Source organism: Cellulomonas triticagri, from assembly GCF_003696205.1.
GTDB lineage: Bacteria > Actinomycetota > Actinomycetes > Actinomycetales > Cellulomonadaceae > Cellulomonas > Cellulomonas triticagri.
This window is the reverse complement of sequence record NZ_RFFI01000121.1, coordinates 1-13,320: the sequence shown is the minus strand read 5'-3', so window position 1 is coordinate 13,320 and position 13,320 is coordinate 1. Positions and strand designations below refer to the sequence as shown.

At 72.2% G+C, this 13,320-nt stretch carries 12 protein-coding genes; 7 read left to right on the top strand and 5 right to left on the bottom strand.

Translation table 11 applies throughout. The features are described 5' to 3' along the window. Nucleotides 1-183: 183 nt before the first annotated feature. Both EBM89_RS17145 and EBM89_RS17140 read left to right on the top strand, forming a co-directional pair. Nucleotides 184-2,100 carry a DEDD exonuclease domain-containing protein gene (locus tag EBM89_RS17145; RefSeq protein ID WP_122150858.1) on the top strand — a complete coding sequence of 639 codons (1,917 nt, stop codon included), beginning with the start codon at nt 184-186 and terminating at the stop codon, nt 2,098-2,100. Between the two features lie 7 nt (nt 2,101-2,107). After that, nucleotides 2,108-2,389, top strand: coding sequence for an Lrp/AsnC family transcriptional regulator (locus tag EBM89_RS17140; RefSeq protein ID WP_122150857.1), 282 nt, complete (start codon nt 2,108-2,110; stop codon nt 2,387-2,389). 114 nt (nt 2,390-2,503) lie between these two features. Here the strand turns inward: EBM89_RS17140 and trpD are convergent, their stop codons facing one another. Next, nucleotides 2,504-3,556 carry an anthranilate phosphoribosyltransferase gene (gene trpD / locus EBM89_RS17135; protein ID WP_122150856.1) on the bottom strand — a complete coding sequence of 351 codons (1,053 nt, stop codon included), beginning with the start codon at nt 3,554-3,556 and terminating at the stop codon, nt 2,504-2,506. Continuing rightward, entirely contained in the window at nt 3,553-3,984 is a 432-nt protein-coding gene (locus EBM89_RS17130; RefSeq protein WP_122150855.1) for a response regulator, read from the bottom strand. Before EBM89_RS17130 ends, trpD begins: the two co-directional genes overlap by 4 nt. Before the next feature lie 219 nt (nt 3,985-4,203). Between EBM89_RS17130 and ctaE the strand changes: the two genes are divergently transcribed. From ctaE to EBM89_RS17105, 5 genes are all read left to right on the top strand, one after another. Next, complete coding sequence (ctaE, locus tag EBM89_RS17125) at nt 4,204-4,842, top strand: aa3-type cytochrome oxidase subunit III (protein WP_439647201.1); 639 nt, start codon at nt 4,204-4,206, stop codon at nt 4,840-4,842. Between the two features lie 58 nt (nt 4,843-4,900). Further along, the gene (qcrC, locus tag EBM89_RS17120) at nt 4,901-5,704 is read left to right on the top strand and encodes a cytochrome bc1 complex diheme cytochrome c subunit (protein ID WP_122150854.1); all 804 of its coding nucleotides are present in this window, start codon (nt 4,901-4,903) and stop codon (nt 5,702-5,704) included. Further along, complete coding sequence (qcrA, locus tag EBM89_RS17115; RefSeq protein ID WP_122150853.1) at nt 5,701-6,732, top strand: cytochrome bc1 complex Rieske iron-sulfur subunit; 1,032 nt, start codon at nt 5,701-5,703, stop codon at nt 6,730-6,732. The genes qcrC and qcrA overlap by 4 nt, the downstream gene beginning before the upstream one ends. Beyond that, on the top strand, nt 6,729-8,504 hold the full coding sequence (qcrB, locus tag EBM89_RS17110; protein ID WP_122150852.1) for a cytochrome bc1 complex cytochrome b subunit: 1,776 nt from the start codon (nt 6,729-6,731) through the stop codon (nt 8,502-8,504). The genes qcrA and qcrB overlap by 4 nt, the downstream gene beginning before the upstream one ends. A 292-nt stretch (nt 8,505-8,796) precedes the next feature. Then, nucleotides 8,797-9,426 carry a superoxide dismutase gene (locus EBM89_RS17105; RefSeq protein ID WP_122150851.1) on the top strand — a complete coding sequence of 210 codons (630 nt, stop codon included), beginning with the start codon at nt 8,797-8,799 and terminating at the stop codon, nt 9,424-9,426. Nucleotides 9,427-9,666: 240 nt separating this feature from the next. Here the strand turns inward: EBM89_RS17105 and EBM89_RS17100 are convergent, their stop codons facing one another. The 3 genes from EBM89_RS17100 to ctaC all read right to left on the bottom strand — a co-directional run bounded on the left by EBM89_RS17100 (nt 9,667) and on the right by ctaC (nt 12,862). Beyond that, on the bottom strand, nt 9,667-10,065 hold the full coding sequence (locus EBM89_RS17100; RefSeq protein ID WP_122150859.1) for a cytochrome c oxidase subunit 4: 399 nt from the start codon (nt 10,063-10,065) through the stop codon (nt 9,667-9,669). Nucleotides 10,066-10,136: 71 nt separating this feature from the next. Beyond that, a complete protein-coding gene (ctaD, locus tag EBM89_RS17095; protein ID WP_122150850.1) occupies nt 10,137-11,963 on the bottom strand; it encodes an aa3-type cytochrome oxidase subunit I in 1,827 nt (608 codons plus the stop codon). Further along, nucleotides 11,963-12,862 (bottom strand): aa3-type cytochrome oxidase subunit II, encoded by a 900-nt coding sequence (gene ctaC, locus EBM89_RS17090; protein ID WP_122150849.1) that lies wholly within the window; start codon nt 12,860-12,862, stop codon nt 11,963-11,965. Before ctaC ends, ctaD begins: the two co-directional genes overlap by 1 nt. Between the last annotated feature and the right edge of the window lie 458 nt (nt 12,863-13,320).

Sequence of the window (13,320 nt, the reverse complement as noted above, 5' to 3'; positions counted from 1 at the left end):
GCGAACCGGCGCACCGCCCGCAGCGGCACCGGCACCGCGCCGGGCTCCGTGGCGCCCAGCACCTCCGCGGCCAGCGCGACCGCCGCCGACCGCACGGCACCGGGCACGGACGGGGCGGCGGCGTGGTCGGGCATGCAGGCCACCCTAGGGGGCGTGTCGGAGGGCGGGGCTAGCGTCGTCGCCATGCACCGCAGGACCCCGCCCACGCCGCGCGCCGACCTCGTGCCGGCGACGACCGGGCGGCCCGTGCAGGTGACGCTGGACGACATCGGCACGCCCCTGCACGACGTCACGTTCGTCGTCGTCGACCTCGAGACCACCGGCGGCTCCCCCGCGGGCTCCGCGATCACCGAGGTCGGCGCCGTGAAGGTCCGCGGCGGCGAGGTGCTGGGCGAGTTCCAGACCCTCGTCGACCCCGGCGGGCCGATCCCCGCGCAGATCCAGGTGCTCACCGGCATCACCACCGCCATGGTCATCGGCGCGCCCCGGATCGAGGAGGTGCTGCCGTCGTTCCTGGAGTTCGCGCGGGGGTCGGTGCTCGTCGCGCACAACGCGCCGTTCGACGTCGGGTTCCTCAAGGCCGCCGCCGCAAGCATCGGGCACGACTGGCCCGGTTTCCCCGTGGTCGACACCGTGCGGCTCGCCCGCCGGGTCGTCACCCGCGACGAGGCCCCCAACCACAAGCTCAGCACGCTGGCCGGGCTGTTCCACGCCACGACGACGCCCGAGCACCGGGCGCTGGCCGACGCCCGCGCCACCGTCGACGTGCTGCACGCCCTGCTCGGCCGCCTCGCCCCGCTCGGCATCACGCACCTGGAGGACCTCGCCACCGCGGCCGACCCCGTGCCCGCCGACGTCCGGCGCAAGCGCACGCTCGCCGACGGGCTGCCCGACGCCCCCGGGGTGTACCTCTTCGTCGGGCCGAAGGACGAGGTGCTGTACGTCGGCACGTCCACGTCCCTGCGCACCCGCGTGCGGTCGTACTTCACCGCCGCCGAGAAGCGCTCCCGGATGCGGGAGATGGTGCGGGTCGCCGAGCGCGTCACGCCCGTCGTGTGCGCCACGCCCCTGGAGGCGCAGGTGCGTGAGCTCCGGCTCATCGCCGAGCACTCCCCCCGGTACAACCGGCGCTCCCGGTCCCCCGAGCGGATGCCGTGGGTGCGCCTCACGGACGAGCCCGTGCCCCGCCTGTCGGTCGTCCGCGACGTCCGGCCCGGGACCGCCCACATCGGGCCGTTCACCTCGCGCGGGGCCGCGCAGCAGGCCGTCGAGGCCCTGCACGACGCGTTCGCGGTGCGCCGGTGCACGGCGCGGCTGCCGCTGGTGCCCGCGCCCGGGGCGAGCGCCTGCCACCTCGCCGAGATCGGCCGCTGCTCCGCGCCGTGCGTCCGCCCCGAGGGCGTCACCGAGCACGCCGCCACCGTCGACCGGCTCCGCGCCGCCCTGCTGGGGGACCCCGCCGCCGTCGTGGACCCGCACGCCGGCCGCATCCGGGCGCTCGCCGAGCAGGAGCGCTACGAGGAGGCCGGGACCGTCCGCGACCGGCTCGCGGCGTTCCTGCGCGGCGCCGCCCGGGCGCAGCGCCTCGCCCCGCTCGCCGCGATGGCCGAGCTCGTCGCCGCACGACGCACCGACACCGGCGGGTGGGAGGTCGTGCTCGTCCGGCACGGCCGCCTCGCCGGGACCGCCCTGGTGCCCCCGCGCACCGACCCGTCGCCCGCGATCGAGTCCCTGCGCGCCACCGCCGAGCACGTCCCGCCGCCCGTGGCCCCCGCACCCGCCGGGCACCCCGAGGAGGCCGACCTCGTGCTCGCGTGGCTCGGGCGGCCGGGGACGCGGATCGTCAGCGTCAGCGCGCCGTGGTCGTCGCCGGTGCGCTCCGCGCAGGCGAGGACGGACCCCGCCGCCGCGGTGGCGGTCGCCGCGGGCTGGGCCGCGCTCGACGTCGCGCACCCGGGCGGGGAGGACACGCAGGGCGAGACGCAGGAGCCCGACGCCACCGCGGACGACGCCACGCGATCCGAGCGGGACGCGCGGTTCCTCGCGGACGCCGCCGCACGGACCGAGGACCCGGACGCCGGAGCCGCCGGCGCGGCATGATGGCGTCATGCTGACCGCCATCGTGCACATCGACACCGAAGCCGACCGCATCCCCGAGGCCGCCGCCGCCATCGCCGAGATCCCCGGCGTGAGCGAGGTCTACTCCGTCACCGGCGGCGTCGACCTCATCGCCATGGTGCGGGTGCGCGAGCACGAGGAGCTCGCCGACATCATCGCGGACAGGGTCAGCAAGGTCGACGGGGTCGTGCGCACGCAGACGTTCATCGCGTTCCGCACGTACAGCCAGCACGACCTGGACCAGGCGTTCGCGCTCGGCCTGGAGGACTGACAGTCCGCGCACGCGGGCGCGGACGCCGAGTGCGCAGGACGTGCGGGACATCCCGGGCGAACCGGACCAGCTTCCGTACAGTCGGCGCGCTGCGCCCGCGCGGGTCCGCACGGGTCAGGACGAGGCGGCCGCCCAGCGGGACAGGGCCGCCGCCGCCGCGCCCTCGTCGACCGACGTGGCCGCGTGGGTCAGGGCCGCACGGAGGCGCTCGACCAGGGTGCCGCCGTCCGCGCCCGTCCCGGGGAGGGTGCCGTCCGCGACGAGGGCCGCGGCGGCGTTGAGCAGGACCGTCTCCCGGGACGGCACCCGCTCCCCCGCGAGCACGGCGCGAGCCACGCCCGCGTTGAACGCGGCGTCCTGCCCGCGCAGGTCGGCCAGCGTCACGGGCGCGAGCCCGAGGTCCGCGACGGGGTCGAGGACGTGCTCGGTGACCGTGCCCGCCTCCACGTGCCAGACGTGCGAGGGGCCCGTGGGCGCGAGCTCGTCGAGGCCGTCGTCGCCGCGGAACACCAGCGCGTCGGTGCCGCGCCGCGCGAGGACCCCGGCGACGAGCCCGGCCATGCGCGGGTCGGCGACGCCGATCGCCGCGGCCGCGGGCTGGGCCGGGTTGGTGAGCGGGCCGAGGAAGTTGAAGACCGTGCGGATGCCGAGCTCGCGCCGAGCGACGGCGACGTGCCGCATCGCCGGGTGGAACGTCAGGGCGAAGCAGAACGTGATCCCGACCTCGGAGGCCAGCGCCGCGACTCGCGCGGGGGTCTGGTCGAGCCGGATGCCGAGGGCCTCGAGCACGTCGGCGGAGCCGGAGGAGGACGAGGCGGCACGGTTGCCGTGCTTGACGACCCGGACGCCGGTGCCCGCGATGACGAGCGAGGCCATGGTCGACACGTTGACGGTGTGGTGCCGGTCGCCGCCGGTGCCGACGATGTCGACGGCGCGACCCGGGACCTCGAACCGCACGGCGTGCGCGAGCATCGTGTCGGCGAGGGAGGTGAGCTCGGTGACGGTCTCGCCCTTGGCACGCAGCGCCGTGAGGAACCCGGCGACCCGCGCGGGCGACGCCTCGCCGGACATGATCTCGTCCATCGCCCAGGTGGTCTGGGCGCCGCTGAGGTCCTGCCCGTCGACGAGGGTCGTGAGCAGGTCGGACCAGGTGACGGCCTCGGTCATGCCGCGGGGGTACGGGACAGCAGCCCGGCGACGGCGGCCTGCAGCTCGACGGGGTCGAGCGGCTGGGAGACGACGGCGTCGGCGTCGGACCACGCGGCGAGCCACGCGTCCTGGGGGCGGCCGGTGAGCACCAGCACGGGCGGGCAGGCGTAGACCTCGTCCTTGACCTGGCGGGCCAGCGCCATGCCGCCGACCTTGGCGGCCTCGCCGTCGAGCACCAGCAGGTCGAACTGGCCGGACTCGGCCTGCTCGAGCGCGGCCGCGGGCGTGGCGGTCTCGGTCCACCGGATGTCCGGCGCGCCGCGGCCGAGGCGGCGGCCGACGCCGAGGCGCACCTGCTCGCGCGTGTCGACGTCGTCGCTGTAGAGCAGGATGCGCGGACCCTCCGTCGTCGCGGCGGTGGTGTCGTCCTGGTGGTCAGCGGCCATGGTGGTCCTCCGGTCGAACGGTCAGGACGTCTCGCGCGCGTCCCGCCCTGCATCTTGGCACGACCGCGACACGCGGGACCCGGGACCCACCGGGACCGGGCTCGGATGCCCGTTCTGGCGGGAGATGTGCCGGGATCGAGGTGACGATGTGACAGAAACCTCGGCGCCGCCGTAGGACTTGTGACCCATGCCGGACGGTTTTCGGCCATACTGACGGGCGTGACGACCGCAACGGCTGCCCCCGCCTCCGCTCCCCACGTGAGCGTCAACCGACCGAACCCCGTGTCGGTCGGGACGATCGTCTGGCTGGCGTCGGAGCTCATGTTCTTCGCGGGTCTGTTCGCGATGTACTTCACGCTCCGGTCGACGGTGCCGGAGGAGTGGGCGATCCAGACCGAGAAGCTGAACATCGGCTTCGCGACGGCGAACACCACGGTGCTGGTGCTCTCGTCCGTGACCTGCCAGATGGGCGTGTGGGCCGCCGAGCGGTTCCAGCCCGTGCGCTCCGGCTCGCTGTGGAACGTCCGCGGCTGGGGCATGAACGAGTGGATGGTGCTCACCTACGTGATGGGCGCCGTCTTCATCGGCGGCCAGATCTTCGAGTACGCCGAGCTCGTGCACGAGGGCCTGACCATCTCGTCCAGCCCGTACGGCTCGGTGTTCTACCTGACCACCGGGTTCCACGGCCTGCACGTCGTCGGCGGCCTGATCGCGTTCCTGTTCCTGCTGGGCCGCTCGTTCACCGCCGGACGGTTCGGTCACCACGAGGCCACCACGGCCGTCGTCACGTCCTACTACTGGCACTTCGTCGACGTGGTCTGGATCGCGCTGTTCGCGACGATCTACCTGATCAAGTGACGCCCCGCCCCCGCACCACCCCCGAAGCCCCCCGCACGTCCGAGACGAGGATCCACCCGTGAAGGCACTCGCCGCCCGCAGGCACCACCGGTTCGCGCCGGTGGTGCTGCTCCTGCTGGCGCTGCTGCTGACCGGTGCGGTGTACGCGATCGCCCAGCCCGCCAGCGCCGACGCGGCGCAGGCAGCGGCCAGCGAGAGCGACATCGCCGCCGGGCAGAAGCTGTTCCAGGCCAACTGCGCCACCTGCCACGGCCCGAACGCCGAGGGCCGCGAGGCCGTCGAGGCCGGTGCCGGTGGCCCGTCCCTCATCGGCGTGGGCGCGGCCGCCGTCGACTTCCAGGTCGGCACCGGTCGCATGCCCGCGCAGATGAACGGCGCGCAGATCATGGCCAAGCCGGCCCAGTTCGACGACGAGCAGATCGCCCAGCTCGCGGCGTACGTCGCGTCCCTGGGTGCCGGCCCCTCGATCCCGACGGACGAGCAGCTGGACACGACGAACGCCGACGTGGCGCTCGGTGGCGCCCTGTTCCGCACGAACTGCGCGATGTGCCACGGCGTCACGGGCGCCGGCGGTGCGCTGTCGCAGGGCAAGTGGGCCCCGGCGCTCGACGAGACGTCGCCCGCGCACCTGTACGAGGCGATGCTGACCGGCCCGCAGTCCATGCCGGTCTTCAACGACGCGAACATCACCCCGGACGAGAAGCGCGACATCATCGCCTACCTCGAGACGCAGCGTGAGGGCTCCCCCGGCGGCCTGACGCTCGGCTCGGTCGGCCCGGTCTCCGAGGGCCTGTGGGCCTGGGTGATCGGCATCGGCCTGCTGATCGGCGCCTCGGTCTGGATCGGAGCCAAGTCCTCGTGAGCACGCACCACGACCCCTCGACCGACCTCACCACGCAGCGCGGCGAGGACGGCACCCTCCCCGAGCGGTTCGAGGACCCGGGCCACCCGGAGCACCACGACCGGCAGGGCGACCACGACCCGAAGGCGAACAAGCGCGCGGAGCGCCAGGTCGTCGTGCTGTTCACCATCTCGATCCTCGGCACGATCGGCGCGATCGTCGCGTACGCGCTGGTGCCCCCGGGCGAGACGGTCGGCAGCATGCGGCTGTCCAACCTGCTGCTGGGCCTCGGCCTGTTCCTCGGCCTCGCCGGCATCGGCGTCGCGGCCGTGCACTGGGCCAAGTCGCTCATGAACGACCACGAGAAGTCCGAGGAGCGGCACGCGATCCGCTCGGAGGACTCCGTGCGTGTCAAGGCCGTCGAGGCCCTGCGCGAGGGCGCCAAGGACTCGGCCATCGGCCGCCGCGGCGTGCTCAAGGGCGCCATGGTCACCTCGCTCGCGCTGTTCCCGCTGTCGATCGCCGTGCCGCTGGTCGGCAACATCGGCGGCGACTGGGACGTCTCGCGCTCCAAGCGCACCATCTGGAAGCGCGGCACCCGCCTGGTCCTGGACCCGACCGCACGCCCGATCAAGGCCGCGGACGTCACCATCGGCTCGGCGTTCCACGTCATCCCCGAGGGCCTCGAGGAGCTGGACCACCCGCTCAACGAGAAGGCCAAGGCCGTCGTCCTCATGGTCCGCATGGACCCGCGGGACCTGCGGTCCGAGCAGGGCGAGGGCTGGTCCTACGACGGCATCGTCGCGTTCTCGAAGATCTGCACCCACGTCGGGTGCCCCGTCGCCCTGTACGAGCAGCAGACGCACCACATCCTGTGCCCGTGCCACCAGTCGACCTTCGACGCCGCCGACGGCGCCAAGGTCGTCTTCGGCCCGGCGAAGCGTCCGCTGCCCCAGCTGCCGATCACCGTCGACGACGAGGGCTACCTCGTCGCGCAGGACGGCTTCAGCGAACCTATCGGCCCGTCCTTCTGGGAGCGCCTCACATGAGCACCGTCGACTCCCGCCCCGCTCCGGCGGCGGCCCCGCCCTCGCGCGTGGAGCGCGCGGCCGCGGGCACGGCGGACTACCTGGACCAGCGCACCGGCATCGGCGGCGCGGTCAAGGAGTTCGCGCGCAAGATCTTCCCCGACCACTGGTCGTTCCTGCTCGGTGAGATCGCGCTCTACTCGTTCGTGGTCCTGCTGATCTCGGGCACGTTCCTCACGATGTTCTTCGTGCCCTCGATGACCGAGGTGCACTACCACGGTCCCTGGGCCGCGATGGACGGCGTGCAGATGTCCGAGGCGTTCGCCTCGACCCTGCGCCTGTCGTTCGAGGTCCGCGGCGGTCTGCTCATGCGGCAGATCCACCACTGGGCCGCCCTGATCTTCATGGCCGCGATCGTCACGCACATGATGCGCGTGTTCTTCACCGGCGCGTTCCGCAAGCCGCGCGAGCTGAACTGGCTCGTCGGCTTCACGCTGATGATCCTGGGCCTGCTCGCCGGCTTCTCCGGCTACTCGCTCCCCGACGACGTGCTGTCCGGCAACGGCCTGCGCATCGCCGACGGCGTGGCCCGCGCGATCCCGATCCTGGGCTCCTACATCTCGTTCGCGCTGTTCGGCGGCGAGTTCCCGGGCACGGACCTGATCCCCCGCCTGTTCACGGTGCACATCCTGCTGATCCCGGCGCTGATCCTCGCGCTGATCGGCCTGCACCTGCTGATGGTCGTCCTGCACAAGCACACGCAGTACCCGGGCTCGGGCCGGTCCGACAAGAACGTCGTCGGCTACCCGCTGTTCCCGATCTACGTGGCGAAGGCCGGCGGCTTCTTCTTCGTCGTGTTCGCCGTCATCGCCCTGATGGCCGCGACCATGACGATCAACCCGGTGTGGAACTACGGGCCGTTCGACCCGAGCATCGTGGGGGCCGGCGCCCAGCCGGACTGGTACATGCTGTTCCTCGAGGGCGGGCTGCGCCTCATGCCGGGGCAGACGGAGTTCGTGATCGGGCAGTACACCCTGTCGCTGAACATCCTCGTCCCCGGTGTGGTGATCCCCGGGATCCTGTTCACGGCCATCGCGCTGTGGCCGTTCATCGAGGCCTTCGCGACCGGCGACAAGCGCGAGCACCACGTGCTCGACCGCCCGCGCAACGTGCCGTTCCGCACCGCGTTCGGCGTCGCGTTCCTCACCGCGTTCTTCGTCCTGATCCTCGCGGGGTCGAACGACCTCATCGCGACGCACTTCCACCTGTCGATCAACGACATCACGTGGACGTTCCGGATCCTGCTGTTCGTCGGGCCCGCGATCGCGTTCTGGATCACCAAGCGCATCTGCCTGTCGCTGCAGCGCAAGGACCGCGAGCTGGTGCTCCACGGCCACGAGACCGGGCGCATCGTCCGGTTCGCGTCCGGCGAGTACATCGAGGTGCACAAGCCCCTCGACGCCCACGAGCGCTGGCTGCGGGTGCAGCACGAGGCGAACCGCCCGCTGGAGATCGAGCCGGCCGAGGACTCCCGCGGCGTGCGCCGCAAGGGCTTCCGCGTCGACGCGCTGCGCCAGCGGCTGTCCCGGGTGTTCTACGAGGACCGCGTCGAGCCCGTCACTCCCGCGGAGCTCGCGGCGGCGCACTCGCACGGCGCGCACGACGCCCTCCCGGCGGCGCACGACGAGCACGCGGGCGAGCTGACCGGCGCCTCCGGCGGGACGCGGCACCTCGCCGCGGACGTCGAGAACACCGAGGGCACCGACAGCACCGACGGGCCGAAGCACCCCTGATCACCCGCTGACCAGGGGAATCATCCCGCCCGCCCGGTCGTTGACCGAGGTGGACGAGGACCACCGACCTCGCCCGGGTCGCACCGGCCACCAGCCGGAGCGGCCCGGGCGTCGTCGTCCCCGGACCCGTCCGACCTGACGTCCCGCCGTGCGGGAACCCCGCTCCCCCACCGGGCCCCGGGGCCCCCGACGTGGTACGACAGTGAGGAGGGGACCGCCGCCCCGCGCGCCGGTCCCCGCGACGATCGCCGTCGCGGCGCAAGAGCCGCGGCACGAGCACCGAGAGGCACAGATGGCCGACTACACCCTTCCGGACCTGCCCTACGACTACGCGGCGCTGGAGCCGCACATCTCCGGCCGCATCATGGAGCTGCACCACGACAAGCACCACGCGACCTACGTCGCCGGTGCCAACACGGCGCTGGAGAAGCTCGCGGCGGCCCGGGAGTCCGGTGACTTCGGCGCCGTGGCCGGCCTCGAGAAGAACCTCGCGTTCAACCTCGGCGGGCACGTGAACCACTCCGTGTTCTGGCAGAACCTGTCCCCCGAGGGCGGCGACAAGCCGGTCGGCGAGCTCGCCGCCGCGATCGACGAGTTCTTCGGCTCGTTCGACAAGTTCCAGGCGCACTTCGCCGCGAACGCCCTCGCGATCCAGGGCTCCGGCTGGTCGATCCTCGCCTGGGACTCCATCGGCGAGAAGCTCGTCATCGTGCAGCTGTACGACCAGCAGGCCAACCTCGCGCTCGGCCTCGTGCCGGTCGTGGTGCTGGACATGTGGGAGCACGCCTTCTACCTGGACTACGTCAACGTCAAGGCGGACTACGTCAAGGCGTGGTGGAACATCGTGTCCTGGGCCGACGCGGGCGCCCGGTTCGAGCGTGCGCGCACGCAGACCAAGGGCCTCATCGTCCCGGGCCTCTGAGCCCTCGCGAGACGCCCTGAGAGGCCCGGCACGCCCCCGTGGGGTGCCGGGCCTCTCCCGTGCCCGCAGCGGGCCGTCCGGGGCGCCTCCACGGACGGAGGAGGCGCTACCGCGCCGGATGCCGCGCCTCACGGCGGACCGTGCGGGCCGACGCGCGGGCGTGGCCAGGTCAGGGAGCCGGGCGCAGGAGAACGGGCCGGCCTCCCCGAGGGGAGACCGGCCCGTGCGCCGTGCCGCGGGTCAGTGCGCGTGCTGCCCGCGGGAGAACTCGAAGATCCAGCCGACGAGGCCGATCACGCCGAGCGCCACGCCGACGTACAGCAGCCACCAGCCGATCGCCATGCCGAGGAACGCCAGACCACCGGCGAACGCGATCGTGATGGGCCACCAGGACCACGGGCTGAACACGCCCTGGTCCCCGGCGCCCTCGGCGATCAGCGCCTCCGGGTCGTCCTCCGGGCGGGCGTCGATGCGGCGCGAGACCAGCAGCAGGTAGCCGCCGATCATGCCGACCAGGCCCCCGACCAGCGGGATGCCGACGGTGCCGACGGCCTCGCCGCCGGACCACCAGGCGTAGACCAGGCCGATCGGGATGAAGAACAGCACGCCGCCGAGGAACAGCCACGGCTCGACCTTCATCGCGTGCCGCGGCCGCTGGCCGTCCCCCACCTCGGAGGGACGCCCGCCGGGCTCGTGCGTCAGGGGCGAGTTCATCGGTCGCGACCCTCCTCGTCGTCGGACTCACGGTCGGTGCGCGGGCCGTCGTCGACGATCGTCGCGGACGACTGCGCCTGCTGGCCGCCGCCGTGCTCGACCCGGTCCCGGGCGACGCCCTGCTCGCCGGAGCGCTCGGCCTCCCAGTCGAAGAACCCGGGCTCGGGCTCGACGTGGTCCATGGCCGCCACCTCGGGGTGGTGCAGGTCGAACGCGGGGCGCTCGGAGCGGATGCGCGGCAGCGACGTGAAGTTGTGCCGGGGCGGCGGGCAGGACGTGGCCCACTCGAGCGACTGGCCGTAGCCCCACGGGTCGTCCACGGTCACCTTCGGCGCCTTGCGCCAGGTGATGTAGACGTTCCACAGGAACGGCAGCGTCGAGATCGCGAGGATCATCGAGCCGACCGTCGACACCTGGTTCATCCAGGTGAAGCCGTCCTCCGGCGAGTAGTCCGCGTACCGGCGGGGCATGCCGATGGCGCCGAGCCAGTGCTGGATGAGGAACGTCATGTGGAACCCGACGAACAGCATCCAGAAGTGCAGCTTGCCGAGGCGCTCGTTGAGCATGCGGCCGGTGAACTTCGGCCACCAGTAGTACATGCCGCCGAACATCATGAACACGACGGTGCCGAACACCACGTAGTGGAAGTGCGCCACCACGAAGTACGTGTCGGAGACGTGGAAGTCGAGCGCGGGGCTGGACAGGATGACACCCGTCAGACCACCGAACAGGAAGGTGGTGAGGAAGCCGATCGTCCAGAGCATCGGTGTCTCGAACGTGAGCTTGCCGCGCCACATCGTGCCGATCCAGTTGAAGAACTTCACACCGGTCGGCACCGCGATCAGCATCGTCATCAGCGCGAAGAACGGCAGCAGCACCGCGCCGGTCACGTACATGTGGTGCGCCCACACGGTGACGGACAGCGCCGCGATGGCGATGGTCGCGTAGATGAGGCCCTTGTAGCCGAACACCGGCTTGCGGCTGAACACGGGCAGGATCTCCGTCGCGATGCCGAAGAACGGCAGCGCGATGATGTACACCTCGGGGTGCCCGAAGAACCAGAACAGGTGCTGCCAGAGGATGGCGCCGCCGTTCTCGGGGTTGAACACCTGCGCGCCGAGGCGGCGGTCGGCGCCGAGCGCGAACAGCGCGGCGGCCAGCGGCGGGAACGCCATCAGCACGAGCAGGCTCGTCACCAGGGTGTTCCAGGTGAAGATCGGCATCCGGAACATGGTCATGCCCGGCGCGCGCATCGTGACGATGGTGGTGATGAAGTTGACCGCGCCGAGGATCGTGCCGAAACCGGTCAGCGCGAGGCCGAAGACCCACAGGTCACCACCGGCGCCCGGTGAGTAGATCGAGTTCGACAGCGGCGCGTACGCGAACCAGCCGAACGAGGCCGCGCCCTGCGGGGTGAGGAACCCACCCGCGGCGATCAGGCCGCCGAACAGGTACAGCCAGAACGAGAACGCGTTGAGCCGCGGGAACGCGACGTCGGGAGCACCGATCTGCAGCGGCATGATGATGTTCGCGAACGCGGCGAACAGCGGGGTCGCGAACAGCAGCAGCATGATCGTGCCGTGCATCGTGAAGAGCTGGTTGTACTGCTCCTTGCTCTGCACGATCTGGATGCCGGGCTCGAACAGCTCGGCGCGGATCAGCAGCGCCATCAGGCCGCCGATGGCGAACCAGACGAACGCGGTGATCAGGTACATGTACCCGATCGTCTTGTGGTCGGTGGAGGTGATCCACTTGACCACCGTGCGGCCCAGGGTCTGCCGACGGGGCGCGAGGCCCGGGACGGTCTCGACGGTGGCGGCCATCAGCTGTTCCCCTCTTCGCCGGCGGACTCGCGGGCGCCCTCACCGGCGGCGCGCGCGTCCTGCAGGCGGTTGTACTCCAGACCCAGCTGGCCTTCCTGGCCGGCGTCGCGGAGCGACTCGATGTGCTCGGCGTACTCCTCGGCCGAGACGACCTTCACGTTGAACAGCATCGACGAGTGCTCCTCGCCGCAGAGCTCGGCGCACTTCCCGACGTACTCGCCCTCGACCTGCGGCACCACCTGGAAGGTGTTGGTCCGGCCCGGGACCATGTCCTGCTTGTAGAGGAACGCGGGCACCCAGAACGAGTGGATGACGTCGCGGGAGTCGAGGACGAACTCGACGCGCTGGCCGACAGGCAGGTACAGCGTCGGCTGGTCGGCGAGGACGCCGGTGTTCCCGACGGCCTGCGCGTGCTGGCCGGTGTCGTACACGTCGTCGTCGACGTAGTTGAAGTCCCAGCTCCACTGCTTGCCGATCACCTGCACGGTGAGGTCAGGCTCGGCGCTCGTGTCCTGGATCTCGGTCATGTCGCGCGCCGTGTAGTAGAACAGCACGCCGACCATGATGATCGGCAGGATCACGTACATGATCTCGAGCGGGACGTGGTACCGCAGCTGCACAGGCAGCTGGTCGTCGTCCTTGCGCTTCCGGTAGACCGCGACGCACCAGATGATCAGGCCCCAGGTCAGGATGCCGACCAGCAGGGCGGCCACCCAGGAGCCGACCCAGAGGTTCGTGATCCGTCCCGTCTGGTTCGTGATCTCGTTCGCGGAGTCGCCGGGGAGCCAGCCGCGCTGGACCTCCGGCGAGCATCCGGCGAGCGCGAGCGCGACGACGGTCGCGAGTCCCGCGACGGCGAGTCGGGTCCGCCTCGGGCGGCGGGGGGTCTGCGAGCGCACCGGGGGCCTTCCACTTCGGTCCCCGGGTCCGGGACGCCTGCGTGCGCCGTCCGCCAGGGAAGTCACCTAGGACCTACGTCCTCGATCCCGTGCAGCCTAGCGCGCTGGTCGCCTCCTCGTGGCCCCAGACCCGCGTTTCGGGCAGACGAGATGACGGAGTGTCATCTGGATCACGTCCACGCGGTGCGCACGAGCCCTCCCCACACCCTGCGCGCCGCATCCGCACCTGTCGGCGCCGGTCGGCGGCGGCCCGCGCGGATGTGGCCGCTACCGTGCAGAGGTGACCGACGCTCCCCCGCCGCCGTCCGCCGCCCCCGGGCGGGTCGTCCTCGACGCCGGGGGGCACGCTCCGGTGCTGCCCGCCGCGCGCGACGCCTACCTCGCCGCGCTCGACGAGGGCTGGGCGGACCCGCGGCGGCTGCACACGGAGGGCCGCCGCGCGCGGGCGCTGCTCGACG